The sequence below is a fragment of the Leifsonia sp. McL0607 genome (genome assembly GCF_049993355.1).
Taxonomy (GTDB): Bacteria; Actinomycetota; Actinomycetes; order Actinomycetales; family Microbacteriaceae; genus Leifsonia.
In genome coordinates this window covers 1,460,378-1,484,915 of sequence record NZ_CP188253.1, presented here as the reverse complement: position 1 = coordinate 1,484,915, position 24,538 = coordinate 1,460,378, and the positions used below count along the sequence as shown (strand labels likewise).

The window sequence follows — 24,538 nt, the reverse complement described above, 5'->3', positions numbered from 1 at the left end:
ATGAGCGAGTCCCAGTTCCTGCTGCCCGACGTCGGCGAGGGCCTGACCGAAGCCGAGATCGTCTCGTGGAAGGTCGCGCCTGGAGAGCAGGTGGCCGTCAACCAGGTGATCGTCGAGATCGAGACGGCCAAGTCTCTGGTCGAGCTGCCGTCGCCGTTCGAGGGGACCGTCGGCGAGCTACTGGTCTCCGAGGGCCAGACCGTGGAGGTCGGAACGCCGATCATCACCGTCACCGGTGGTGAGGGCGTCGCGGCGCCCGCTGCACCGGTGAGCGAGGTGGCGCAGGTGGAGGCCGATGCGGCCCAGAGCGTCTCGCACGAGTCTGACGAGCCGAAGGCGGGCGCCGTCCTCGTCGGGTATGGCGCCGCCGGGCACGGCACGAGCCGCCGGCGCCGGGTGACGCACCCGGGGACGGCGGCCATCCCGACCACGTTCACGCCCGCGGCGCCGGCTCCCGCCGTCGCGTCGGCACGCGTTCCTGTCGCCGCGGCCTCCACCCCCCCCGCCCCTGACGCCGCTCCGCCGGCCGCCGCTCCGCCGGCCTCCACCCCCGCCGGCGCATCGCCCGTCGGAAGCCCGCCCGTGATCGCCAAACCGCCGATCCGCAAGCTGGCCAAGGACCTCGGTGTCGACCTCACGACAGTGACGCCCACCGGCCCGATCGGCGACATCACCCGCGACGACGTGTTGCGGGAGGCGACCCAGGCGAGCGTGTTCCGCAACATCCAGACGCCGGCCTGGCCCGACGACCGCGAAGATCGCATCCCCGTCAAGGGCATGCGCAAGGCGATCGCGACCGCGATGACGACCAGCGCGTTCAGCGCGCCGCACGTGAGCCTGTTCGTCGACGTGGACGCGACGCGCACCATGGAGTTCGTCAAGCGTCTCAAGAACTCCGCCGACTTCGTCGGCGTGAAGATCTCGCCGCTGCTCATCGTCGCCAAGGCGATCATCTGGGCGGTGCGGCGCAACCCCACCGTGAACTCGACCTGGACCGACGAGGAGATCATCGTCCGGCACTACGTGAACCTGGGCATCGCCGCGGCGACCCCGCGCGGGCTGATCGTGCCGAACGTCAAGGAGGCGCAGGGGATGTCCCTGCTCGAGCTCGCGAAGGCGCTCGAAGAGCTGACCCTGGTCGCCCGCGAGGGCAGGACTCCCCCGGCCGACATGGCGGGCGGCACCATCACCATCACGAACATCGGCGTGTTCGGGATGGACACGGGCACTCCGATCCTGAATCCCGGCGAGGTCGGCATCGTCGCGCTGGGCACGATCAAGCAGAAGCCGTGGGTCGTGGACGGCGAGGTTCGGCCGCGTTTCGTGACGACGGTGGGCGCGTCGTTCGACCACCGCGTGGTGGACGGCGACGTCGCATCGCGCTTCCTGGCGGACGTCGCCTCCATCATCGAGGAGCCGGCGCTGCTGCTCGACTAGCTGTAGTTCCCCGTGAGGTTGTGAACGCGGGCTGAGGGGACGAGGCCGCCGATTCCGGTGTGGGGTCTGTGGTGATTGTAGTGATGGAGCCAGGTGTCGTAGGTTGCGGCTCTGGCTTCGTCGCTGAGGTAGGCGTGCGCGTAGGCCCACTCGGTGGCCAGGGTGCGGTTGAATCGTTCGACTTTCCCGTTGGTCTGCGGCCGGTAGGGGCGCGTGCGCCGGTGCTTGACTCTCGTGCCGAGAGCGTCGGCGAACAGTTTCGACCGGTAGCACGCACCGTTGTCGGTCATGACCGCGGTGACGGTGATCCCAGCGGCGGTGAAGAACGCGTTGGCGCGCAGCCAGAATCCGGCGGCGGTCTCTTTGCGCTCATCGTTCAGGATCTCCGAGTAGGCCAGCCTGGAGTGGTCATCGATAGCGTGATGCAGGAACGCATAGCCGCGGCCGCGGTGCCGGGACGGTGCTGCTGCCCGCCCCAGGACTCGGTGGCCACCACCATCGGGGATGCGGCCGAGCTTCTTGATATCGACATGGACCAGCTGGCCGGGGCGAGCGTGCTCATAACGGACAGCCCTCGGTTTGCGGATAGGGAGCCCGGTCGCTTGATCGAGGTGGTGCAGTAGCGGCATCCGATACCGGGCCAGCACCCTGCCCACGGTGGAACGGGGAACACCGAGGTGGTAGCTGATCCGATGCGGACCCCACCGCCACCTGAACCGCAACGCCACGATCCGGCGCTCCAACCGGGCCGGACACCGATTCGGGGACGAGTGCGGGCGGGAGGGTCGGTCGGTCATCGGCAAGCCTGCGCGTGCCCGATCGACCCACCGTTTCGCCGTCGCGGGCGAGCACTGGAACCGTTCCGCCACCCGCCGCAATGACCACCCGCGCTCCAGAACCAGCTCGACCAGCCGTCGACGCCCTTCCGGCGTCAACGGTGCATTAGCGTGAGTCACGAAGACCTCCGTTGGCTAGTAGTACTTGGTTAGGTCTTGTTAACTCTGGCTGAGGCTGTTAATCTCGCGGGGTGGATCGGGTTGAGATCGAGCGGGTGCGCGGGGAGTTGGACGAGTTCGTGGGCGAGGTCTTCGCTTCTTTGCAGCGGAAGGATCAGCGGGCGAAGGGTGGCCTGTATTTGCAGGGGCTGATGCTGGAGGGTCGGCGTAAGTCGATGCAGTCGATGGGTGAGCGGCTGGGGATCGATTATCAGCAGTTGCAGCAGTTCGTGTCCTCGTCGCGGTGGCCGGTCGAGCCGGTCCGCAGGCAGCTCGCGCGTGCGGGCGTCGGACTGATCGGCCCGGAAGCGTGGGTGGTTGATGACACCGGGTTCGTGAAAGACGGCCCGGCCTCTCCTGGCGTCGCCCGCCAGTATTCGGGCACCTTGGGGAAGATCGGGAACGTGCAGATCGGCGTCAGCGTGCATGCTGTCACCGATGCTGCGTCGTGTCCGCTGGGGTGGCGGCTGTTCTTGCCAGAGTCGTGGGACGACGCATGCGCGGATACGAACGAGGACGCTGAGCAGATCGCGGCGCGGCGGGTGAAGGCGCAGATCCCGGACACCGTCCGGCACCGCGCCAAGTGGGAACTCGCGCTGGAGATGATCGACGAGCTGGGCTCGTGGGGGCTGCGCCCGCCGGTGATGGTCGGCGATGCCGGCTATGGGGAGATCGGGTCCTTCCGCACCGGCCTGACCGAACGAGCGATCCCCTACATCGTGCAGGTGAAGTCGTCGACGAGCGTGCACGATGCCGCCGCCCGGTTCGAGATGCCCGAACAGACCGGGAAACGGGGGCGCCCGTTCACTACGGCCAGTTACCGGAGCACCCCGGTCCAGGCGAAGGCCTACGCCGAGGCCCTGCCCGCCGGCGCGTTCCAGCAAGCGTCCTGGCGGCAAGGGTCGAAAGGTGCCATGACCAGCCGGTTTGCCGCAACACGAGTGCGTCCCGCGAACCGAAACCTGCCCCGCAACCCAGACGGGTCGTTGCCCGACTGCTGGTTGTTGATCGAGTGGCCCCACGACGCCACCGAGCCCACCGATTACTGGCTCTCCACGCTCCCGCCCGACACGCCGACCACCGAGCTCGTCCGGCTCGGGAAGATCCGATGGCGCATCGAGCACGACTACCGCGAACTCAAACACGGCCTCGGGTTGGACCACTTCGAGGGCCGCACCTGGCTCGGCTGGCACCACCACGTCACCCTCGTCACCGCCGCACACCTGTTCATCACCACCCAACGACTGGCCGCCGACCCAAAAGCAGCAGGGGCAGCCTGAGCTTCTACGAGATCCTCCGCGAACTCCAAACCGCGGTCATCCGACTCCTCAGCCACTGCCCCTACTGCAAACGCGCCGGACCAACCTAACCAAGTACTACTAGATGTGAGTGTGGTAACCCACATCCTCCACGGAGGTCTTCGCTCACCTCAACCGTTCACAACGTGTCGAGGAACTACAACTAGCTGCCACACGGCGCGAACGCGAGGCTGTCCTCAAGCGAGATGATTTTGACAATCATTCTCAACAAGAGCTAGTGTCATCGGGGTACCCACCGCCGAACGAGACAGGCCCCCATGCAGAAGCGCTCCGCCTTCGCTCTCGCCGTCACCGCCCTGACCGCTCTCGCGCTCACAGGATGCTCCGCCGGCTCCTCCGCCGACGACGGCAGAGTCCGCGTCGTCGCCAGCACCAACGTGTACGGCGACATCGCCTCCACCATCGCAGGCGACGCCGTCGAGGTGACCTCGCTGATGTCCGATCCGGCCCAGGACCCGCACTCGTTCGAGGCGAACGCCCAAAGCCAGCTCGCAGTGTCGAAGGCCGACATCCTCATCGAGAACGGGGGAGGCTACGACGGCTTCATGGACACCCTCCGTGCCGGATCGAAGAACACGAAGGCGACCGTGCTCAACGTGGTCGACCTCTCCGGCAAGAAGGCCCAGAATGGCGAACTCAACGAACACGTCTGGTACGACTTCCCGACGATCCAGAAGCTCACCACGGCTCTGACCGACGCACTATCGAAGGCCGACCCGGCCCAGAAGGCGACGTTCACCAAGAATGCGGACGCCTTCGCCGGCAAGCTCGCCGCGCTCCAGAACCGGGAGGCCGAGCTCAGATCGCAGTACGCCGGTGAAGGCGCGGCGATCACCGAGCCGGTTCCGCTCTACCTGCTCGACGCCATCGGACTGGTGAACAAGACGCCCGAGAAGTTCAGCGCCGCGATCGAGGAGGGCGACGACGTCTCGCCGCTCGTGCTGCACGAGACCCTCGCCCTGTTCAGCGCGCACCAGGTGAAGCTGCTCGCCTACAACGAGCAGACCTCCGGTCCGGAGACGGAACGCGTGCTCGCCGCGGCCAAGCAGGCCGGCGTCCCGGCTGTGCCGGTCACAGAGACCCTTCCGAAGGGCAAGGACTACGTCAGTTGGATGAACGCCAACATCGACGCCGTGGGAGCGGCGCTCTCGAAGTGAGCGAGCCGCTCGAACGGGTGCCCGCGCCGGAGCGGCGCGAGATCGTCCTCAGTCTGCGCTCCGCCGCTCTCGGGTTCGGCGATCGCACTCTGTGGAGCGGGCTCGACCTCGACGTGCACGCCGGCGAGTTCGTCGCTGTGCTCGGCCCGAACGGCTCGGGCAAGACCAGCCTCCTCAAGACGATCCTCGGCCAACAGGCCCTCGACTCCGGAACCATCGAGCTCGATGGGCGCGCCGTGCGCCGCGGAGACCGGCGCATCGGCTACGTCCCCCAGCAGAAGCTCATCCCCGCCGGCACCCCGATGCGCGCCCGCGACCTCGTCGCCCTCGGCGTCAACGGGCACCGCTGGGGCCTGCCGATCCCGACCCGGGCCGACCGCGCCCAGGTGGAGCAGCTGATCGACTCGGTCGGGGCTCGTCGCTACGCCGACACCGCTGTGGGTTCGCTGTCCGGCGGCGAGCAGCAGCGGCTCCGCGTCGCCCAGGCGCTCGCCGGAGACCCGGCGCTCCTGCTCTGCGACGAGCCGCTGCTGTCGCTCGACCTCCAGCACCAGCGCGGCGTCAGCGAGCTGATCGACCGCCGGCGGCGCGAGCACGGCAGCGCCGTCGTCTTCGTCACCCATGACGTTAACCCGGTGCTCGGAATGGTCGACCGCGTGCTCTACCTGGCGGGAGGCCGGTTTCGCACCGGCACTCCCGACGAGGTGCTGCGCAGCGAGGTGCTCACCGACCTGTACGGCACCCCGGTCGACGTCATCCGCAGCAGGGGCCGGATCGTCGTGGTCGGCATCCCGGACGCCGAGACCCACCAGCACCACGAGCACGCCCGCGAGCCCCACCCGGAGCCGGCGGCATGAACGATCTCTGGTCGCAGCTGTTCAATTTCACCGACTACGGCGAGCTGCTGGCGCTCGTGCGCAACTCGATCTTCGCGGGTGCCGTTCTCGGCGTCGTCGGTGGCCTCATCGGCGTCTTCGTCATGCAGCGCGACATGGCCTTCGCCGTTCACGGAATCAGCGAGCTCTCGTTCGCGGGCGCCGCGATCGCCCTGCTGTTCGGCGTGAACATCGTGGCCGGTTCGCTCGTCGGTTCGCTCGTCGCGGCCGTCTTGATCGGCCTCCTCGGCGCGAAAGCGCGCGACCGCAACTCGATCATCGCCGTGCTGATGCCGTTCGGCCTGGGTCTCGGCATCCTGGCGCTCGCGCTGTATCCCGGTCGGAGCGCCAACAAGTTCGGGCTGCTGACCGGTCAGATCGTGTCGGTGGACGACCCGCAGCTGGGTTCGCTGCTGGTCATCGGCGTGATCGTCCTGATCGCGCTGCTGCTCATGTGGCGCCCGCTCATGTTCGACAGCCTCGACGCCGACGTCGCAGCCTCCCGCGGTGTGCCGACGCGCTTCGTCTCGCTCGCCTTCATGGTGCTGCTCGGGCTGGCGGTCGCCGTCTCCGTCCAGATCGTGGGCGCACTGCTCGTGCTCTCGCTCCTGGTGACGCCCGCGGCCGCGGCGATGCGGGTCTCGTCGTCGCCGTTCGTCGTGCCGCTGTTGAGCGTGGGCTTCGCCTTGCTCTCGGTGGTGGGCGGCATCATGCTGGCGCTCGGCAGCTCCCTCCCGATCAGCCCGTACGTGACGACGATCTCATTCCTCATCTACGGGGTGTGCCGGCTCGTCGGCGCTCGCGGCTCACGGCGGCTGGTGAGCCAGGCAGGCTAGCCTGAGACCGTGAAGCGCAACACCTGGCAGCGGGAGGCCGTCCGCGAGGCCCTCACCTCGACGGAGGGCTTCATCAGCGCGCAGGCACTCCACCTCAACCTGCACGAGACCGGGTCGCCGATCGGTCTCGCGACCGTCTACCGCGCCCTGGCCGACCTGGCGGCGGAAGGGGATGCTGACTCCTTGCAGTCGCCGGAGGGCGAGAGCCTTTACCGCGCGTGCACCACCGGCCACCACCACCACCTGATCTGCCGCAACTGCGGCCTCACGGTCGAGATCGAGGCGGACGAGGTCGAGCAGTGGGCGCGAGCCGCCGCCGCGTCGCACGGCTTCACGCAGGCGCAGCACGTCGTCGACGTGTTCGGGCTCTGCGCGAGCTGCACGGCGAAAGCAGCGGCCGAGTAGCGCCCTCCGCGATTTGGCTGGTCGGCCTCCCGTGCCGTAGCATGGATGTTTGGCTGAGCGGGCTCCTCCCGCTCAGAGCCGTGTACGAAACCCCCTCTCTGAAAAGACAGCGGAAGTCGTGCGCCGACAAGTGACCTTGGGTGGTGCCGTCCGGCATCACGGTATTGGAGAAGAAAGCAAATGGCAGCAGTGTGCCAGGTGACAGGAGCCACTCCCGGCTTCGGTCACAACATCTCGCACTCGCACCGTCGCACGAAGCGCCGGTTCGACCCGAACATCCAGAAGAAGACGTACTACGTCCCGTCTCTTCGTCGTAACGTCACCCTGACCCTGAGCGCCAAGGGCATCAAGGTCATCGACGCCCGTGGCATCGAGTCCGTGGTCAAGGACCTCCTGGCCCGTGGGGAGAAGATCTAGCAATGGCGAAGCAGCAGGACATCCGTCCGATCATCAAGCTCCGTTCGACGGCGGGCACCGGTTACACCTACGTGACCAAGAAGAACCGCCGCAACGACCCCGACCGTCTCGTGCTCAAGAAGTACGACCCCATCGTGCGCAAGCACGTCGACTTCCGAGAGGAGCGCTAATCATGGCCAAGAAGTCCAAGATCGCCAAGAACGAGCAGCGCAAGGTCGTCGTAGAGCGCTACGCCGCCAAGCGCGCCGAGCTCAAGAAGGCTCTCGTCGACCCGAACGGCACCGACGAGTCCCGCGAGGCGGCCCGCATCGGCCTCCAGAAGCTCCCCCGCGACGCCTCCCCCATCCGCGTGCGCGGCCGCGACGCGGTAGACGGCCGTCCCCGTGGAAACCTCAGCAAGTTCGGTATCTCGCGCGTCCGCTTCCGCGACATGGCGCACCGTGGCGAGCTGCCCGGCATCACCAAGTCGAGCTGGTAAGGCTCCGTGAGCTGAAAAAGCACGAGTGACACCCTGTGAAGGGGCGTCCGGCATCTGCCGGGGGCCCCTTCGTCGTGTCTCGGGTGTGTGCCGGGCTGGACACGCCGTGGGAACCCGTCGAAAATCCGCGAGAATCCGCGTGTTTCCGGGGGATTCTGATACATTCGAGGCGGTCGACCGACCAAACGTAACGGCCCCCGTGGCCTCAACCGTTCCACAAGATAGCTGGATAACCAGCACAAGGTCCGAGGAGGACACTCAATGGCTGACAACCTGAACAAGACCGAGCTCGTTGCTGCCGTCGCTGCTGCGTCGGGTCAGAGCCAGGCGACCGTCTCGAGCGTCGTCGACGCGTTCTTCGCCACGATCACCGACACCGTCAAGGGTGGCGGCAAGGTCACCATCCCCGGCTGGCTCGCCGCCGAGCGCACTGAGACCGCCGCACGCACCGGCCGCAACCCGCAGACCGGCGAGGAGATCTCGATCCCGGCCGGCCACCGTGTCAAGCTGACCGCGGGCTCCAAGCTCAAGGCTGCCGTGAAGTAACCAGCCTGCACTGGCTCCACGGGGGCGGCGTCGCGATTGCGGCGCCGCCCCCGTTCTGTTGCTCCCGCCGGCGGCGACAGCTCCCTGTGGGCAGCCGTTGAGCGCCGGAGACGTAGGCTTGACAGGTGCCCCGACTTCTCCGCGTGATCGGTCCCGCCGTTCTGCTGGCGGTCGCTCTGGTCTCCGTCGTGGCGGCCCTCGCATTCGGCGGAGGCGCCGCCGCGCCCCTGCTCCTCGACCCGGGAGCGCTGGTGCGCTGGGGCCTCCCGATCTCGACGCTGATCGTCAACCTCAGTCTCTCGGGCACGGTCGGCGCGCTCGTGCTCGCCTGCTTCGCGTTCGGCTCCGACGAACGCGAGTACGGGCTGGCGCTCGACTTCGCAGCGGCGTGCGCGGCCGTCATGACGGTGGCCGCCGCCGTCACGGGCTTGTTCACCTTCGTCAGCGTCTCGAACGTGCCGTGGTCGTTCGACGAGACCTTCACGAACGGGCTGAGCTCGTTCGTCACGAGCGTGTCACTCGGTCAGGCATGGCTCGGCATCACACTCATCGCGGCCGCGGTCACCGTCTTGTGTTTCGCAGTGCGCAACCAGACCGCGATCGCCTTCGTCGCGATGCTCGCCATGGCCGCCGTCATCCCGATGGCGCAGCAGGGGCACAGTTCGGAGGCCGCCGGCCATGACGCCGCGGTCACGTCGTTCGGGCTGCATGTGCTCTTCGCCGCAATCTGGCTGGGCGGACTGGTGACTCTCATCGTCGTGAAGAACACGCTCGGTGGGGGCCGACTGGTGACCGTGCTCGAGCGATACTCCAGCATCGCCCTGATCTGCTTCATTGTCGTCGCGGCCTCCGGCTACGTGAACGCGGAGCTGCGCGTGGGAACACTGGCCGAACTGGCCACTCCCTACGGCATCCTCGTGCTCGTCAAGGTGGCCGCCCTGGTTGTGCTGGGGCTGTTCGGGCTGGTGCAACGCCGCATCCTGATCGACCGCCTCAAGCGCCCTGGCGAGCGCCGCACGTTCTGGTGGATCGTCACCGCCGAGCTCGCGTTCATGGGCATCGCCTCCGGCGTCGCCGCCGCACTCGCCCGCACGGTCACGCCGGTGCCGCAGACGCGCGCGGCGACGCCGACGCCCGCCGAGATCCTCACCGGCGAGAAGCTGCCTCCGGAACTCACTTGGGGCCGGCTGTTCACGAGCTGGAACTTCGACCTGCTCTGGGTGCTCGGCTGCGCCTTCGCGCTCTTCTTCTACTTGGCGGCGGTGTGGAGGCTGCGGCGCCGTGGCGACGCCTGGCCGGTCTACCGCACCATCCTGTGGGCGCTCGGCATCGTCCTGCTCTTCTACATCACCAACGGCGGCGTGAATCTCTACGAGAAATACCTCTTCTCGGCCCACATGTCGGCGCACATGGTGCTGACGATGGCCGTACCCCTGCTGCTGGTGCCCGGCGCCCCGGTGACGCTCGCGGCGCGGGCAATCCGCAAACGTCAGGACGGGTCGCGAGGCGGTCGAGAGTGGATCCTCCTCGCGGTGCACTCACGGTTCGCCGCGATCATCTCGCATCCGCTCGTCGCGGCGGGCCTGTTCGCCGGATCGCTGTGGGCCTTCTACTACACGCCGCTGATCCGCTGGGCGACGACCGACCACATCGGCCACGAGTGGATGGTGGTGCACTTCCTCATCACGGGATACCTGTTCGTGCAGTCGCTGATCGGCGTCGACCCGGTCAAGTACCGTCTGCCGTATCCGTTCCGGCTCCTGCTGCTGCTCGGGACGATGGCGTTCCACGCCTTCTTCGGGCTGTCGATCATGCAGATGCACGGCCTCCTGCTCGCCGACTGGTTCGGGGCGATGGGGCGCACCTGGGGTGCGACACCGCTGGTCGACCAGCAGACCGGCGGCGGGATCGCCTGGAGCGTCGGAGAGATCCCGACAGTGATCCTGGCGATCGCGGTGGCGATCCAGTGGAGCCGCAGCGATGAGCGCGAGACGAAGCGCCAGGACCGCAACGCCGATCGTACGGGCGACGCCGAGCTGAAGGCCTACAACGAGCAGCTCGCCCGCCTCGCCGCGCGCGACGGCACGGCGCAGCGGTGACGAGCGCTCGACAGGCGTGACGGATCCCGTCACTCCCCCACCACGATGTCGAGCGAACCGTCTGGCCGGATGACCACGCTGGTCAGCGAGACCCCGAACTTCTCGTCCGACTCGCGGTGCTCCACCGTGCCGTCGAAGATCGACTGCACGGTCACCGACAGGTGGACGATGCCGACCGCCTGCGACATGGTCCAGGAGATCGTGCCCGGCACCAGCTGGACCGTCGGGTACTGCACCATCTTCCAGGTGGGCGCGCCCTGCACGCGGTCGTCGATGACCACCCCGAACGGACAGCCTGCCGGCTGGAGAACCTGTTGCTTCGCGCACTCGTCGAGGAACCCGTTCAGCTCCTTCTGCACCGCGGCGGTGAAGTCGGCGTTGGGCTGCGTGTCGACGGTGACGTCGACGACCCGACCGGGAGCGGCCTGCAGCCGCACGGGTTCCGACTGGAGGTACTTCGACGTGTGGTCGAGTTCGTACACTGCCGGAGCGGGCACCAGGTAGTCGGCGGCAACGGTGAACGCCGACGCGGGCTGGCTCGGGTCCGCGGCGCGCGGGTTCACTGTGTGACCTCCGACGGTGAAGGTCTGGGCGTGCGCGACGGTGATGTGAGCGACACCGACCGGGGTCGTCGAGAACTCCCAGGTCGGTAGGAGGCCGAAGACCGCACCGGTCTGGCGAACGTCGAAGGTCGTCGTGACGGGTCGGCCGTCGGCGAGCAGGTGCGCGGACACGGTGCGCCGATCGCCGGAGGCCGCGGCGGAGTTGACGCGGATGTCCGAGAACATCGGCAGCAGGTCGGAGCGCAGCAGTTCGACGGAGGCGCCGGTTGGTAGCCCGGCCTGCGTCAGCGCCGCCTTCGTCGGGGCAGCTCCAGGCATCGACAGGGCCGCGGGGAGGTCGTGGGAGGCCAGCGAGGACAGGTATGCCGAGACGAAGCCCTCCGGGCTGTAGTACGCGCGCTGCACGGCGCCGAGGGCTGCCAGGAACGCGGCGACGAGCAGCACGCCGAGGCCGGACCACAGCAGCACCGGCCACACGGCACGACGCCCGCCGACCCCTCCCATAGACGCAATCCTAGGGGTGTGTGGATAACCGTCCCTGACGATGCCGCCCGCGTTAGAGTAGTTCGGCAGCTCGCGTGAGGGAAGGGATCGCCGATGGCCGGACTCTCGCTCTCGCCCGAGCAGCGCGCGGTGTTCGAGTTGGTCGAGCACACTCGCGACCATGTCTTCGTCACCGGCCGGGCCGGCACCGGCAAGTCGACGCTCCTCAACCACCTGTCATGGAACACCGAGAAGTCGATCGTCATCGCCGCCCCGACGGGTGTGGCCGCGCTCAACGTCGGCGGACAGACCATCCACTCGCTCTTCAAGCTGCCGATCGGCGTCATCGCCGATCACGACATCGACCAGACGAGCGAGCTGCGCAAGCTCCTGAACAGCATCGACACTCTCGTGATCGACGAGGTCTCGATGGTCAACGCCGACCTCATGGACGCCGTGGACCGCAGCCTCCGCCAGGCCAGGCAGCGGCCCAAAGAGCCGTTCGGCGGTGTGCAGGTGGTGCTCTTCGGCGACCCGTACCAGTTGGCGCCGGTTCCGGGAGACCACGAAGAGCGTGCCTATTTCAGCGACACCTACCGCTCGATGTGGTTCTTCGACGCGAAGGTGTGGCGCGAGGTCGACCTCCACCTCGTCGAGCTGCTGCAGGTGCACCGGCAGCACGAGTCCGACTTCCGCTACATGCTCAACGCGGTGCGCCACGGCCAGGTGACCAAGGAGATCGCCGACCGGCTCAACGCGGTCGGCGCGCGGCCGGCGCCCGACGACGGCACGATCACGCTTGCGACGCGCAACGACACCGTGAACCGCATCAACGCGCAGGCTCTCGAGCGCCTGCCCGGCCGCCCGCTGACGGCGAAGGCCGAGGTCAGTGGTGATTTCGGTGGCAGGAACTACCCGGCCGACGAGGTGCTCGAGCTGAAGGTCGGCGCCCAGGTGATGTTCCTCCGCAACGACGTGGGGCAGGGCGACGGCCCCCGCTGGGTGAACGGCACCATCGGCACTGTCACACGCATCGACACCAATGTGTACGTGGAGGTCGACGGCGAGGTGCACGAGGTCGAGCCGGCCATCTGGGAGAAGTACCGCTACAGCTACTCAGCCGAGACCAAGAAGCTGACCAAGGACGTCGTGGCCGAGTTCACGCAGTTCCCGCTGCGACTCGCCTGGGCGGTCACCATCCACAAGTCGCAGGGCAAGACCTACGACGCGGCGATCGTCGACCTCGGCTCGCGCGCGTTCACCTCCGGCCAGACCTACGTCGCCCTCAGCCGTATCACGAGCCTCGAGGGCCTGTATCTGACGCGCCCGCTGCGGCCGAGCGACATCACCGTCGACCCCGACGTGGAGCGGTTCATGCGGGACGCCCGGCCGGTGCGGATGCCGGTGGCGTCGGACTGACGCGCGGTTCCTTTTCGTGCCTGGACGCTCTTTGGATCACAGGCGTGTCATGGGATGCTGGGCGGGGCGCTTCGGGACGCCGGCGGAAGGAGAAACGGATGGCGGTCATGTTCGCACTGGACCTGAGCGACGGACAGCACGTGGAGACGTCGGGCAACGGCGTGATCGGCCGCAACCCAGCGTCGCACACTCCGGGAACCGAGTTCGACGACCCGGCGCACGTCGAGCTGGTGACGGTGTCGGACGACGCCAAGTCGGTCTCTCGCGCGCATCTCGCCTTCGGTCAGTACGACGGTGTGTTCTGGGTGATGGACCTCGGATCGGCCAACGGCACGACGATCAGCTACCCCGGCGAGGGCACCTTCGCCTGCGACCCCAAAACCCGCCACGAGGTCGACCCGGGGTCGATCGTTCGCTTCGGGAACGCATCCTTCGCGCTGAGCCGACTGAGCCGGCGCTGATCCGAGCTGATCCGAGCTGATCCGCGCCGGACGTGACGGTCAGTGGTGGTGGTGGTGGTGCACCGCCGCGGCCGCGACGCCGGCGCCCGTCGTGCCGAGCGCCGGGAATGGTCAGCGCGCAGAAGGCGAACGCGCTGACAGCGAGCGCGCAGACGAAACGCAGCGCGCCGCCCGCACGCCGGCCTGCCGCGCTGCGGCTGCCGGATCGGATTGGACACGGGTGGGGCTAGTCGGCGTGACCTTCGTGCGGGCTACAATCGCTGCACGGGGCCCGCGGCGGGCCTGGCCACGATCATCGGGGGATGTGATGCAGCGAGGTTCCCGCGTTCGCCGGATGGTCCTCGCGGCGACCGCCGCACTGCTGGCGGTCGCGCTCGCCGGATGCGCCTCGTCCGCGTCCGACACGGGCTTGCCGCCCCAGCAGCCGGGCGGGTTCTCCTCCGACGTGACGGCACGGCTGAAGGCGGCGGTGACGGATGCGATCGCCCAGTCGGGCGGATCGGCGGCCATCGTGGGTGTCTGGGCGCCGTGGGCCGGCAGTTGGACGGCCGCGATCGGCACGACGACCCGCGGCGGTTCGATTCCCGTCACACCGTCGATGACGTTCCGGATCGGCCAGCTCACCACGCCGATGACCTGCACCGTGCTCCTCGAGCTCGTCGACGCTGGCACCGTGCAGCTCGATGATCCCGTGTCCGAGTGGCTTCCCGGTCTGGTCGGAGTCGGCGGCGTGACCCTGCGCGAGCTCTGTCAGAACACCTCCGGAATCGGCGACTACGCCTCTCAGCTGCGCGGCGAGTTCCTCGCCAACCCGACCCGCTACTGGCCGCCGCTGGAGCTCGCGAGCGACGGGATCGCCACCACCCGCACCGGGACTCCTGGCCAGAGATACGCTCCGTCACAGACCAACACCGTGCTGGTGGGGATGGCGCTGCAGAACGCCGCCAACCGCAACTGGCAGCAGCTCTACGACAGCTACCTGTTCTCGCGGCTCGGGATGTCGGCCTCCACGCTCCGGGACAACAGCGTCCTGACCGTTCCGGGTGCGCATCCCGCCGGGTACGCCGCCGCGCTCGACGCCGCCGGCGCGCCCGTCTGCGACCAGGTGCACGAGATCCGCGCCCTGTCGCCGTCGATGGGCTGGACCTCGGCGGGGGTCGTGTCGAGCGTGCCCGACCTCAAGGCCTTCGTGCAGGCGCTGGTGAGCGGGTCCCTGCTCAGCAGCCGGTCGGCGGACGCCCAGAACAAGACCGTCGGCGCGGGTTCGTCCTGGCTGGGCTACGGCCTGGGCGTCCAGGCCGTCGGACCGCTGCGCGGTGGTGCGGCCGCCATCCCCGGCTACCTCTCGGCGATGTACGCCGACCCGTCGTCCGGACTCACCATCGTCGCCGCCGTCAACAACTCCACCCCGGGAGCGGGGTTCGCTCGGGCGCTCGCACAGCGGCTCGCCTCGATCGTGTCCAAGGTGCCCGCAGTGCAGAAGGGCGCCAAAGCGGTCGCGTCGCTCCCCTGGTCGGAGGATCAGGTCGTCGCCGCGATGAAGGCCGCAGCGCCCTGCCCGACGACTCCCGCGAAGTGACCACCGGGTAGGCGCAAGATCCGCCGAAAAGCGTCGAGCGGGCATACGATGCGCCTACTCGAGGCCGGTCAGGCCCCGGCGAGCGCGGCGAGTCTGGGCCTCCGGACGCTCGACCGACGACAGCGAGTACAGGCCGCCCCGCCCGGCTCATCGGGTGACCCCGCACACTCCCAACCTCCTTCCGGCGTGTCGCCGCGTTCATCGCGCGTTCGACGGGCGGGGTCGACCGAGGTGTCCGCGCGCTACGCTCACTCCCCGACTTCTCCACCTGTGGATAACTCTGGGGAAAAGCCGTGGATGAGTGCGGATAACGTGTGGAGGACACGCGCGACTTGTGTGGAATCTCAGAGTTCACAGAGAGTTGTAATTGGCTCTGACCAGCAAATTCGTTCGAATCATACTCGAATCGAAATTCTGTTCTAAACCACAACAGTGTAATTCACACCCGGAAAACAGCTGTGGATAGATCTGTGATTTCAGCGTCTGATAGACGAGTCATCCACAGCCCGTGCTGAATATACTTCAACCGCGCGAAGGCTGCCGTTCACCCGCCGATCCGGGCCACGAAGTGGACGACTGGCTACGGGCGGGCCGCCTTCAGGGCGGCTCCCTCGAGATGTCGAACGTCGGCCTGTCGCAGGTGTTCACCATTCTGATCGTCGCCCGGGGCGGATTCCAGGCCAACGCCCGCATCATCACCGCCTCCGAAGATCTCACGGTCCATCTCCGGCAACCGCCTCTCGCACCCGGGGACTCTTTCGGCGCCGCGTAGGCTCGCAAGGTGCCCATCGTCCACGAGCTCGCGCCCACTGTGCTCGGGGTCGCCCTCCTCGCGCTGCTGGCGACGGCGGTGCTCGGCGCGTACCGCGTGCCGCACCGGTGGGCGCCGCTGCTCGCCATCCTCCGCGGAGCCGCCCAGCTCGCGGTGATCAGCGTCGTGCTCTCCGGTGTCATCACGAGCCCGGTGTGGGTGGCGCTCGCCCTGTTGGTCATGTTCAGCGTGGCCGCCGCGACGGCGACCCATCGGATCGGCTGGTCTCTCGACCACGGCACCATGATGGCTGTCGGGATGGCGACGGGCGTCATCGTGACGTTCACCATCGTCTTCACGACCGGGGCGATCGACTTCACCGCCCGCTACGCGCTCGCCATCGGCGGCATCGTGATCGGCAACTCCATGAGCATCGCCACGCTCGCCGGCCGCCGGTTCACCGAGGCGGTGGACGACCACTGGGACGAGGTGGAGGGCTGGCTCGCGCTGGGCGCGACTCCGCGGCAGTCCACGATCGAGCAGGCGCGCGGCGCGGTCTACGCGGCGCTCATCCCGTCGGTCGACCAGACGAAGACCACGGGGCTCGTCACGCTCCCCGGAGCGTTCGTCGGGGCCATCTTCGGAGGGGTCTCTCCGCTAGAGGCCGGCCGGTTTCAGGTCGTCGTACTCGCGGCGATCATGTGCGCCGGGTCGATCACCGCCGTCATCGTCGCGACCTGGCTCGCCCCGGTGCGGGTACGGCCGGCGCGGTTGAAGTGAGAGAGTGGGCGACACGCCTCGTAGTGGTACCGGCATTGAGCGATGAGAGCGGTCCCTTCGTCGGGCCGGTAGACGAGTCGATGTTCATCCGTTATTCGACGTGACCAGAATCCTTGGAACCCGTGTGTGAGTGCCTCGGGTTTGCCGATTCCTTCGTTGCCGTTGCGCTCGATGCCCTTCAACAACAGGTTCATCCGTTTCAGAACCCGCCTGTCCTGTCCTGTCCCTGCCAATACAGGTAGTCCTCCCAGGCGTTCTCATCCCACACGAGCTTCATTCGGCGAGGTCGTGCTCGGACCCGCCCCCGGAGTGGAGGCGCCCGATCGATTCGATCAGGCGTCGTGCGTTGGCTGGGCTCCGAAGGAGGTACGCAGTCTCGCGGAGGGCCTCGTAATCCTTGAGTGCAACGATGACCACAGGTTCGCGGCCCGCCCGGGTGATGACGACCTCTTCGCGGTCGTCGAGGACTGCGTCGAGGGTCGCAGCGTAGTGCGCCCGCGACTCCGAGTAGCTCATCGTCTTCATTTCGCCCTCCATCGACGTACAAGAACTCGTACCCTATCGGCGGGGTGGCTCGGTTACCCCGACGCGGAGCCGACAGGCGCTGCGCGGAGCGACGTGCCCCCGACGTCAGCGGCGCGGCGTCCAGCCGGGCGGGACGGGGTACACCAGATCGGCCCGCTCACGGTCGGCCTGCGCCGACCAGCCCTGCGCGGCACCCTCAGCGTCGAACCCGCCGCGGGCCACGCGGAAGCCGAGATCCTCGTGCTGCGTGCGCGGCGAGCCGCCGCGGCGCACCGAGGCCCGCACGCTCCAGGCGTCGTCCGCGTAGCCTCCACCGCGGAACACCCGGTAGTCGTCGTACCGCGCAGGGTCGAGGTAGTCCCAGCACCACTCCCACACATTGCCGAGCGTGTCGAACAGCCCGTGGAGGTTGGGCAGCCTCCCGCCGACGTCGTGCGGAGCCGAGAGCCCGTCGGCGCTGGTCCAGGCGACCTCGGTCAGGGGGCCGTAGTGCGGCCCCGTGGAGCCGGCGCGGCAGGCGTACTCCCACTCGGCCTCGGTCGGGAGGCGGTAGCCGTCGGCGTCCACATGCCAGGTCACGTCCTCGCCGTCGAACGAGTAGACCGGGTCGAGGCCCTCCCACTCCGACGCCGCGTTGCAGAACCGGATCGCGCGCAGCCAGCTGATCCCGGTCGCCGGTCGCCGCGGATGCGAGGCCGGCTCGCCGATCAGCTCGGCGACCTGTTCCTCAGTCACAGCGAACACGCCGATCTCGAACGACTCCAGCTCCACCGTCCACCGGCGCTTGAGGCGGGCGTCGTGGAGCTGCACCGCGCCGGGCGGGATGTACGCCAGCTCGATCTCCGCGCCCTCCACGGCTCCACCCTGCCATAGGGCAGCAGTCGAGTACGCCCGAATTACGCCCGAAACCGCCGAGTACGCAGACAATCTCCGTACTCGGCTGTTGCCGTCCCCAGCGGCCTCGCCCTCACGAACCGCCGGCTGCAGGGTCGCATCCGGCGCGAAATGTCGACGCCCTGGCACCGCTAGCGTGGTGGCATGGACATCGTCAGCAGCACTGTTGCCGCTCCCGCGCACCGAACCGGATCGGCGATCGTCACCGTCATCGGGCCGGACGATGAGCCGCTGGCGAACCGCGACGTGACGATCGAGCAGATCTCGCACGCGTTCGGGTTCGGCAACCTCGGCTTCGATTTCGTCGAGCACGGCACTGCCGGCGCGGAGCCCTGGTTGCGGCTGTTCAATCAGGCGACGTTGCCGTTCTATTGGGGCACCTTCGAGCCCCGGCCCGGCGAGACCCGCGCCGCACGCCTCCACCAGGTCGCCTCCTGGCTCGTCGAGCAGAGGGTGCGGGTGAAGGGCCACCCGCTGGTCTGGCACACTTTGCAGCCCGACTGGCTGATGGAGGTCGGCGGCGACGAGGAGGTAGAGCGCCGGCTCCGCGCCCACGTGCGGGAGACGGTCGCGGGGTTCGCCGACGTCATCCACCTGTGGGACGCGATCAACGAGGCCGTCATCATGCCGGTCTTCGCCAATGGAGACAACGCGATCACACCGCTCGCCGCCGCCCGCGGGCGCGAGTACCTGATCCGGCTGGCCTTCGAGGAGGCGCGCGCTGCGAACCCCACCGCGACCCTCGTCATCAACGACTTCGACCTCTCGTCGGACTATGAGCGGGTGATCGAGGAGGCGATCGAGGACGGCGTGGCCATCGATGCCATCGGCCTCCAGACCCACATGCACCAGGGCTACCGAGGGGAGGAGCAGATCCTCTCGATCGTCGATCGCTTCGCCCGGTTCGGCCTCCCGCTGCAGCTGACCGAGACGACGTTCCTCTCGGGCAACCTGATGCCGCCGGAGATCGAGGACCTCAACGACTATCAGGTCGACTCGTGGCCGACGACGCCCGAGGGGGAGAGCAGGCAGGCCGACGACATCGAGCGTCACTACCGCTCGCTGTTCGGCCATCCCGCGGTCGAGTCGATCACGTACTGGGGCTTCTCGGACGCCGGTGCCTGGCTGGGCGCGCCCTCGGGGCTCGTGCGCGCCGACGGGTCTCCGAAGCCGTCGTACGACGCGCTCGATCGACTGATCCGGGGGGAGTGGTGGACGGCGCCGACGCTCGTCCGCACGGACGATGCCGGGCGGGTCCGCATCGAGGGCGTCGCCGGCTCCTACCGCGTGGCGGCCGGTTCGGCCGCCGCCGAGTTCGAGTTCGAGCGCGGCGGAGATTGGTCACGGACCGTCGTTGTCAGGGCCTGACCGCGAATCGCGCGACTCAGTGCCGGCTCACGGCGCGGGTGGGCGGGCAATGAGCGCCGACCCGTCGGTGTCGACCGTGAGCGCACCCGCCGCGGCGGGCACGACGGCCGTCGCTCCCGCGACGAGCACGACCTCCCCGGCGCTGGTGTGCAGCCGGGTCGTCCCCCTCGTCGCGACGACTACGGCGAAGCCGACCCCGAACACCGCCTGCGCGGTGACCCGGTCGACACGGAACCACGCGTCGGCCGCCGACGGCAGCACGCTGCCCGCGGCCGGCGAGCGCCGCACCAAGGCGGCGAGTCCGTCGGCCGACAACGCATGGACGTCCACGGCCGCGAGCGCTCGGTCGAAGCCCAAACCCAGATGGCCCTCCGCTGCGCCGTCGATCGGGTAGCCGCGCCATTCCAGCAGGACAGAGAAATCGGTGGGCTGCTGCACCTCCACCAGCAGCACCGAACGGCCGATCGCGTGCAGGGTGCCGGGCGGAACGAGCACCGCGTCGCCGGCCTCCACGTCGACCGTGTGCAGCAGGTCGAGGAGGGCCGCGGCGTCCTGAGTCTCCACAAGAGCGCGAAGGCGCTCCCTGTCGACGTCCTCGCGCAGGCCGAGGTGCACGGTGCCGGGCGTGAGGATGTACCAGGCCTCGGCCTTTCCATGCGCCGACGCGAGCTCGCGCGCGGCGAAGTCATCGTCGGGATGCGCATGGACGGGAAGGCGCTGGCCCGCGTCGAGCAGCTTCACGAGCAGCATGGCGTCTGCGCCCCAACGCTCGGTGTGGGCGCTGCCCAGCCAACCGGTCGGGTCCGCCGTGACCGCGTCGCGCAACAGCGTTCCGTCGTCGAGCCGGGTGAGGCCGGCGGGCTCCTGGCCGCGCACTGGTGTCGTCGAGCCCACCCAGTCCTCCGGGGTGTGATCCTCGCCGTGTGGGAGGCCCCGGAACGCATCGATCTGCGCACCTCCGTCGTAGAAGCGGTCGCGCGGACGATTGGTGGGCAGGACGATCGGGAGGGTGGGGGTGGAGCGTGCGTGGGAGACCATGGAGGTCAGCCTTTCACGACACCTGCACCGCCAGATCCACGAACCGCGCCGCCGACCACTGGAACGCGGTCGTCGCCGTGCGTGCCTTCTTGCCGGTCGTCGGGTTGAAGTACTCGTGGGGGCCGCCGCCGTGGATGACCAGGCGGAGCGTCTTCTCGATCAGCTCGCGCGATTCGCGACGCGTGTCCCGATACTGCCAGACCCTCCGCCAGCAGCGGGTTCACGTTGACCCACACCGGGCCGTGCCACATGAGCTCCTCCGAGAACGTCTCCTCTCTGCGCGCTACCGTCGGCGCGGTCCACGGCGTCGCGAAGCGATCGGGGTCGGAACAGTGCAGCGAGGATGCCGGTCACGTAGCGACCCGGCGGGTGCCCCGTCAGCAGGGGCAGCAACGACACCGCCGTCTCCGCAGAGATCGGCCGGCTGGCACCGGATGAACGGAAATAGCCGGCAGCGTTGTCCCACATCTTCTCGAGCAGCCCCGACGAGGTCCCCGACCGATCGCGCGCGCCCCCAGGAGGTCGTCCTGCAGGATCAGGTAGGCCGCGAGGTTGGCCGATGCGAGCGGCAGCTCCGCGTCGAAGACGGGGCTGTCGTCGAGGCCCGACGTGCACGGCGCTTGCGACCACCGGGAGCACGACACCCTCATCCGCGCGAGGTAGTTTAGCCAGATGAACGATCTCGCTCTGAACCCGTCGACCACCGCGCTGCTCCTCATGGACCTCCAGCCCGGGATCCTGGGCCGCCTGCCCGACTCCGACGGATTCCTGGCCGGCCTCGCCCGGGCACGGGAGGCCGCACGCGCGGCGGGCCTCACGGTCGGCTACGTGCGCGTCGCCGTCACAGAGGAGGAGGCGGCGGCAATCCCGGCGACCTCCCGTTTCGCCGGCGCGGCGGAGCGCCTGAACGCTGCGAGCCCGCACACGCAGATCGACCCGCGGATCGCGCCGGCCGACGGCGAGATCGTCGTGCGCAAGAAGCGCGTGGGCGCGTTCAGCACCACCGACCTCCAGGAGCGGCTGGCCGCCCGCGGCGTCGACACGCTTGTGCTGACAGGCGTCGCGACGAGCGGCGTCGTGCTGTCGACCGTTCGCGACGCCGCCGATCGCGACTACCGGCTCGTCGTGCTCGAGGACGGCTGCTGGGACGCCGATCCGGAGGTCCACCGGGTGCTCACCGAGAAGGTGTTCGCTCGCGGTGGCGTGACCGTGACCAGCATCGACGCCTTCATCGAGTCGCTCGCGTAGCGCGCGACCTCGGCCAGCCCCGGCGCGAGGTCCGCGGGTCCGTCCGGTCCATCGAGCGCGTCGACCGCCAGCCAGTGCAGCTCCTGCGACTCGTCCTCTCCCGGTCGCCCCGCCGGGTCCGACATCGCCACGAAGCCGTAGACCAGGTCGGTGTGGAAGTGGTCGGCGCCGATCGGGTGCACGTCGACGCAGAGCGGCTGCGGCAGCACGGCGACTCCCTCGGCGTGGTCGATCCGGTGCGGCGGCTGCAGCAGCAGCAACTGCTCCAACACGTAGCCGGACTCCTCGCGGAGCTCATGCGCGACGGCCGCCCACGGGTCCTCCGCGCGCTCGACATGGCCACCGGGCTGCATCAGGAGTCCCAGCTTGCGGTGCCGGTGCACGAGGAGGTGGAGGCGTCCGTCGAACTCCCGGAGGATCAGGGCGCTCGCCGTGAGGTCGTACTCGCCCGGCGCGGTGTTGAGGTGCGGCATCTATGCATTCTGACACGTTGTATTTGAGTCTCTAGCCTTTGGCGATCGCACGCGCCACAATGGAACACGAGTGCGCCTCCGCAGCAGAGAGTTACATATGGGTACCATCGATCGGGTCCGGGCGACCTCACTGCCGCCCGAGTACACCTCTTTCGTGGGACGCAGGGCCGACCTCAAGGCAGTGCGGGCGGCCGTCGAGGGCGCGCGCCTCCTGACGCTCGTCGGCCCGGGCGGTGTCGGCAAGACCCGGCTCGCCATCCAGCTGGCGAACGCCGTGAAGCGAGTCTTGCCCGACGGGATCTGGTTCGTCGACCTCGGCCGGCTCGCGGTCGGCGGGTCCGTTGCCGACGAGGCAGTGCGCATGCTCGGCCTGCGCACCGACTCGACGGACAAGACCGACGTCCTGATCAAGTACCTGAGCGACTTGCACGGCCTCCTGCTGCTGGACAACTGCGAGCACGTCCTGGACGACGCCGCGCGCGTGGTGCAGCGCGTCCTGGACGCCTGTCCAGGGGTCATGATCGTGACGACGAGCAGAGAGACGTTCCGGCTCGTGGCCGAGACAGTCTTCGTCGTGGCTCCGCTCGAGACCGTGTCCACCCGCGGCGCAGTGTCCCCCGCGGCTCAGCTCTTCCTCGACCGAGCGGCAGTATCGTTGCCCAACCCGACTCCCAGCGAGCTGTCGGCGATCGCCGCGATCTGCGAACGGCTCGGCGGGATGCCACTCGCGATCGAACTCGCCGCCAGCCGGACCCGAGCCCTGTCCCCCGCTCAGATCTTGGAGCGGCTGTCCGAGCCTCTCGGCGTCCTCACCGGGGCGACGAGGGATGCACCGGAGCGGCAGCAGACCCTCCGCACCACCATCGCGTGGAGTTACGACCTGTGCACACCGGCCGAGCGGGAGCTGTGGCGGAGGATGTCCGTCTTCGTCGGGGGCTGGGACTTCGAAGCGGCCGAGTGGATGTGCACGCAGGCGGGCGGCGCGGAGTCGGCACTGGACCTCGTCCAGTCGCTGCTCGACAAGTCGATCATCGCCCGCCGCGGGAGAGGGGCGATGGCCGGTTTCGCGATGCTCGACACCGTGAGGATCTTCGGGCTGGACGTGTCATCCGCAGCCGAACTGAGCCAAGCCCGTCGGCTGCATCGCGACTGGTACCAGAACAGGCTGGCAGCTCTGGAGGCCGAATGGTACGGGCCCCGGCAGGCGTATTGGCTGGCTTACACGCAGCTGGAACTGCCGAACATCAGAGCGGCCGTCGACTTCTGCCTCGAAGAGCACGACCTCTCCCGGGCGGCGACGATCCTGATGTCGGGGTGGCGGGTGGTCTGGCAGGCGCACGGCAGGTCCTACGAAGTGCAGGGCTGGATGTCGCTGGTCGTGTCGTTCCAGCCACCACCGGAGACCACCGATGTCTGCCAAGCCATGGCCTTCGTGGCCAGCGTCGAGGGTATGCACGGCGATCACGAGTCGGCCGAAAGGCGCTGGCGGTTGGCCGAGGAGGCGGCCGAACGCCTGGGCGACGACTTCACGCGGGCGTTCGTTGCCGCGACGCAAGGATCGCAGGAGCGCGACCCGGACCTCAGGCTCGCTCACACATCGCGAGCGAGCATCCTCCAGGGCGGCAGGAACCTCGCGGTGACCAGAGCGAACATCGAGGAGCGACTCGCGCTCGCCCACGATCACGTCGGGCATGCGCGCGTGGCGGAGGAGCTCAGACGCAAGCTCATCGCCCAGGCCATCGAGGCCGGCGACTCGTTCGAGACCGCCGAGCTCCTCCTGAAGTCGGGCTGGCTGGCGGCGACCAGGGAGGAGTTCGACGCTGCGAGGGGCCTGGTGCGCCAGTCGCTGAGCCTGACCCAGAATCTGGAGCACTCCAATGGAATCGCCGGAGCCCAGGAGGTCCTCGCGCTCATCGCGGCCCGCTCTCATGACTATGTTCGCGCAGCGACACTCCTCGGCATCACGCGGCCGTCTGCCGGCATGCAGGGCGCGTTCGCGTCGGCGTTCCCCTACGATGCCGAGTCCCTGTCCGTCGCGGAGCAGCACGCCAAGGCAGCCCTGGGCGACCGGGCGTTCGAGGCCGCCTTCGCCGCCGGAGCGGCGATGACCGCGGATCAGGGGATCGCCTACGCGCTCGGAGCGGAGCTGCCTCAGCGCAGGCGGCCGGCGTCCGCGGCGGCCGGCGTGGGGCTCACGCCCCGCGAGAGCCAGGTCGTGGCCCTCGTCGGACAGGGCCTGACCGACCGGCAGATCGCAGAGCGGCTGGTCATCTCCCGGCGTACGGCCGAGGGCCACGTGTCGAACAGCCTCGTCAAGCTCGGCTTCACGTCGCGCAGCCAGCTCGCCGCCTGGTCGACGCAGTCCGAGCTGGACTGACCGGCACGAGCAGCG

General features: G+C 68.7%; 25 protein-coding genes and 2 pseudogenes. 19 read left to right on the top strand and 8 right to left on the bottom strand.

The features are described 5' to 3' along the window. Window positions 1-1,437 (top strand): dihydrolipoamide acetyltransferase family protein, encoded by a 1,437-nt coding sequence (locus ACPPVW_RS07155; RefSeq protein WP_426625817.1) that lies wholly within the window; start codon window positions 1-3, stop codon window positions 1,435-1,437. Here the strand turns inward: ACPPVW_RS07155 and ACPPVW_RS07150 are convergent. Beyond that, window positions 1,434-2,393 carry an IS481 family transposase gene (locus ACPPVW_RS07150; protein WP_426623129.1) on the bottom strand — a complete coding sequence of 320 codons (960 nt, stop codon included), beginning with the start codon at window positions 2,391-2,393 and terminating at the stop codon, window positions 1,434-1,436. The genes ACPPVW_RS07155 and ACPPVW_RS07150 overlap by 4 nt on opposite strands. Before the next feature lie 71 nt (window positions 2,394-2,464). Between ACPPVW_RS07150 and ACPPVW_RS07145 the strand changes: the two genes are divergently transcribed. The 10 genes from ACPPVW_RS07145 to ACPPVW_RS07100 all read left to right on the top strand — a co-directional run bounded on the left by ACPPVW_RS07145 (window position 2,465) and on the right by ACPPVW_RS07100 (window position 10,564). Then, window positions 2,465-3,712 carry an IS701 family transposase gene (locus ACPPVW_RS07145; protein ID WP_426625816.1) on the top strand — a complete coding sequence of 416 codons (1,248 nt, stop codon included), beginning with the start codon at window positions 2,465-2,467 and terminating at the stop codon, window positions 3,710-3,712. Window positions 3,713-4,008: 296 nt separating this feature from the next. Beyond that, window positions 4,009-4,908, top strand: coding sequence for a metal ABC transporter solute-binding protein, Zn/Mn family (locus tag ACPPVW_RS07140; protein ID WP_426625815.1), 900 nt, complete (start codon window positions 4,009-4,011; stop codon window positions 4,906-4,908). Next, window positions 4,905-5,765, top strand: coding sequence for a metal ABC transporter ATP-binding protein (locus ACPPVW_RS07135; protein ID WP_426625814.1), 861 nt, complete (start codon window positions 4,905-4,907; stop codon window positions 5,763-5,765). Before ACPPVW_RS07140 ends, ACPPVW_RS07135 begins: the two co-directional genes overlap by 4 nt. After that, a complete protein-coding gene (locus tag ACPPVW_RS07130) occupies window positions 5,762-6,619 on the top strand; it encodes a metal ABC transporter permease (protein WP_426625813.1) in 858 nt (285 codons plus the stop codon). Before ACPPVW_RS07135 ends, ACPPVW_RS07130 begins: the two co-directional genes overlap by 4 nt. A 9-nt stretch (window positions 6,620-6,628) precedes the next feature. Then, window positions 6,629-7,024: a Fur family transcriptional regulator gene (locus ACPPVW_RS07125; RefSeq protein ID WP_426625812.1), complete on the top strand. Its 396-nt coding sequence runs from the start codon at window positions 6,629-6,631 to the stop codon at window positions 7,022-7,024. A 180-nt stretch (window positions 7,025-7,204) separates the two neighbouring features. Then, on the top strand, window positions 7,205-7,441 hold the full coding sequence (gene rpmB / locus ACPPVW_RS07120; protein ID WP_047561095.1) for a 50S ribosomal protein L28: 237 nt from the start codon (window positions 7,205-7,207) through the stop codon (window positions 7,439-7,441). 2 nt (window positions 7,442-7,443) lie between these two features. Further along, entirely contained in the window at window positions 7,444-7,611 is a 168-nt protein-coding gene (gene rpmG / locus ACPPVW_RS07115) for a 50S ribosomal protein L33 (RefSeq protein WP_055922173.1), read from the top strand. Between the two features lie 2 nt (window positions 7,612-7,613). Further along, entirely contained in the window at window positions 7,614-7,919 is a 306-nt protein-coding gene (gene rpsN, locus ACPPVW_RS07110) for a 30S ribosomal protein S14 (RefSeq protein WP_426625811.1), read from the top strand. Window positions 7,920-8,180: 261 nt separating this feature from the next. Further along, the gene (locus tag ACPPVW_RS07105) at window positions 8,181-8,465 is read left to right on the top strand and encodes an HU family DNA-binding protein (protein ID WP_426625810.1); all 285 of its coding nucleotides are present in this window, start codon (window positions 8,181-8,183) and stop codon (window positions 8,463-8,465) included. A gap of 125 nt (window positions 8,466-8,590) precedes the next feature. Next, window positions 8,591-10,564: a cytochrome c oxidase assembly protein gene (locus ACPPVW_RS07100; RefSeq protein WP_426625809.1), complete on the top strand. Its 1,974-nt coding sequence runs from the start codon at window positions 8,591-8,593 to the stop codon at window positions 10,562-10,564. Window positions 10,565-10,593: 29 nt separating this feature from the next. Here the strand turns inward: ACPPVW_RS07100 and ACPPVW_RS07095 are convergent, their stop codons facing one another. Further along, entirely contained in the window at window positions 10,594-11,631 is a 1,038-nt protein-coding gene (locus ACPPVW_RS07095; RefSeq protein WP_426625808.1) for a hypothetical protein, read from the bottom strand. Window positions 11,632-11,724: 93 nt separating this feature from the next. Between ACPPVW_RS07095 and ACPPVW_RS07090 the strand changes: the two genes are divergently transcribed. The 5 genes from ACPPVW_RS07090 to ACPPVW_RS07070 all read left to right on the top strand — a co-directional run bounded on the left by ACPPVW_RS07090 (window position 11,725) and on the right by ACPPVW_RS07070 (window position 16,600). Continuing rightward, on the top strand, window positions 11,725-13,029 hold the full coding sequence (locus tag ACPPVW_RS07090) for an ATP-dependent DNA helicase (RefSeq protein ID WP_426625807.1): 1,305 nt from the start codon (window positions 11,725-11,727) through the stop codon (window positions 13,027-13,029). Between the two features lie 98 nt (window positions 13,030-13,127). Next, the gene (locus tag ACPPVW_RS07085; RefSeq protein ID WP_426625806.1) at window positions 13,128-13,490 is read left to right on the top strand and encodes an FHA domain-containing protein; all 363 of its coding nucleotides are present in this window, start codon (window positions 13,128-13,130) and stop codon (window positions 13,488-13,490) included. 307 nt (window positions 13,491-13,797) lie between these two features. After that, window positions 13,798-15,069, top strand: a complete 1,272-nt coding sequence (locus tag ACPPVW_RS07080) for a serine hydrolase domain-containing protein (RefSeq protein ID WP_426625805.1) — start codon at window positions 13,798-13,800, stop codon at window positions 15,067-15,069. Between the two features lie 508 nt (window positions 15,070-15,577). Beyond that, window positions 15,578-15,841 (top strand): flagellar basal body rod C-terminal domain-containing protein, encoded by a 264-nt coding sequence (locus ACPPVW_RS07075; RefSeq protein WP_426625804.1) that lies wholly within the window; start codon window positions 15,578-15,580, stop codon window positions 15,839-15,841. Between the two features lie 9 nt (window positions 15,842-15,850). Continuing rightward, on the top strand, window positions 15,851-16,600 hold the full coding sequence (locus tag ACPPVW_RS07070) for an ABC transporter permease (protein WP_426625803.1): 750 nt from the start codon (window positions 15,851-15,853) through the stop codon (window positions 16,598-16,600). 20 nt (window positions 16,601-16,620) lie between these two features. On the opposite strand, the pseudogene ACPPVW_RS07065 reads toward ACPPVW_RS07070, so the two are convergent. The 3 genes and pseudogenes from ACPPVW_RS07065 to ACPPVW_RS07055 form a co-directional block, all read right to left on the bottom strand. After that, window positions 16,621-16,877: pseudogene (locus ACPPVW_RS07065) on the bottom strand (Txe/YoeB family addiction module toxin); the annotation flags it as partial. Continuing rightward, entirely contained in the window at window positions 16,874-17,125 is a 252-nt protein-coding gene (locus ACPPVW_RS07060; protein ID WP_426625802.1) for a type II toxin-antitoxin system Phd/YefM family antitoxin, read from the bottom strand. The gene ACPPVW_RS07060 and the pseudogene ACPPVW_RS07065, both read right to left, overlap by 4 nt. A gap of 105 nt (window positions 17,126-17,230) precedes the next feature. After that, window positions 17,231-17,980, bottom strand: a complete 750-nt coding sequence (locus ACPPVW_RS07055; protein WP_426625801.1) for a formylglycine-generating enzyme family protein — start codon at window positions 17,978-17,980, stop codon at window positions 17,231-17,233. A gap of 183 nt (window positions 17,981-18,163) precedes the next feature. Between ACPPVW_RS07055 and ACPPVW_RS07050 the strand changes: the two genes are divergently transcribed. Next, on the top strand, window positions 18,164-19,387 hold the full coding sequence (locus ACPPVW_RS07050; RefSeq protein WP_426625800.1) for an endo-1,4-beta-xylanase: 1,224 nt from the start codon (window positions 18,164-18,166) through the stop codon (window positions 19,385-19,387). A gap of 27 nt (window positions 19,388-19,414) precedes the next feature. On the opposite strand, the gene ACPPVW_RS07045 is transcribed toward ACPPVW_RS07050, so the two are convergent. Both ACPPVW_RS07045 and ACPPVW_RS07040 read right to left on the bottom strand, forming a co-directional pair. Continuing rightward, on the bottom strand, window positions 19,415-20,425 hold the full coding sequence (locus ACPPVW_RS07045; RefSeq protein ID WP_426625799.1) for a class I mannose-6-phosphate isomerase: 1,011 nt from the start codon (window positions 20,423-20,425) through the stop codon (window positions 19,415-19,417). A gap of 5 nt (window positions 20,426-20,430) precedes the next feature. Further along, window positions 20,431-20,763: an MGH1-like glycoside hydrolase domain-containing protein gene (locus tag ACPPVW_RS07040; RefSeq protein ID WP_426626263.1), complete on the bottom strand. Its 333-nt coding sequence runs from the start codon at window positions 20,761-20,763 to the stop codon at window positions 20,431-20,433. 334 nt (window positions 20,764-21,097) lie between these two features. Between ACPPVW_RS07040 and ACPPVW_RS07035 the strand changes: the two genes are divergently transcribed. Continuing rightward, window positions 21,098-21,673: a cysteine hydrolase family protein gene (locus ACPPVW_RS07035; protein WP_426625798.1), complete on the top strand. Its 576-nt coding sequence runs from the start codon at window positions 21,098-21,100 to the stop codon at window positions 21,671-21,673. Between the two features lie 41 nt (window positions 21,674-21,714). Here ACPPVW_RS07035 and ACPPVW_RS07030 read toward each other — a convergent pair. Then, a pseudogene (locus tag ACPPVW_RS07030) lies at window positions 21,715-22,146 on the bottom strand (NUDIX hydrolase); the annotation flags it as partial. A gap of 97 nt (window positions 22,147-22,243) precedes the next feature. Between ACPPVW_RS07030 and ACPPVW_RS07025 the strand changes: the two are divergent. Beyond that, window positions 22,244-24,523: an ATP-binding protein gene (locus ACPPVW_RS07025; RefSeq protein WP_426625797.1), complete on the top strand. Its 2,280-nt coding sequence runs from the start codon at window positions 22,244-22,246 to the stop codon at window positions 24,521-24,523. Window positions 24,524-24,538 lie beyond the last annotated feature (15 nt).